This window comes from Micrococcus sp. EWR3.9.1, from assembly GCF_052615555.1.
In genome coordinates this window covers 1-208 of record NZ_JBQXFD010000073.1, presented here as the reverse complement: position 1 = coordinate 208, position 208 = coordinate 1, and the positions used below count along the sequence as shown (strand labels likewise).

The 208-nt window shown below is 67.3% G+C and carries 1 protein-coding gene; it reads left to right on the top strand.

The window, feature by feature from the left end; all coding sequences use genetic code 11:
- The coding region (locus ACUJ8O_RS11630; protein ID WP_445373415.1) for an IS3 family transposase at nucleotides 1-208 on the top strand (208 nt) is incomplete at both ends.

The window sequence follows — 208 nt, the reverse complement described above, 5'->3', positions numbered from 1 at the left end:
TCGGTGTGGGACGAGGAGCTGATCCCGCAGCTGGTCGAGCTCTGGGAGACGAACTACCGCGTCTACGGGGTCAGAAAGCTCTGGAAGACCGCGCGTCGCGCCGGGATCGACATCGGCCGAGATCAGACGGGCCGGCTCATGCGCGCCGCAGGGATTAAGGGCGCGACCAGGTCGAAGCGGGTGAAGACGACCCGGCCAGATCCGACCG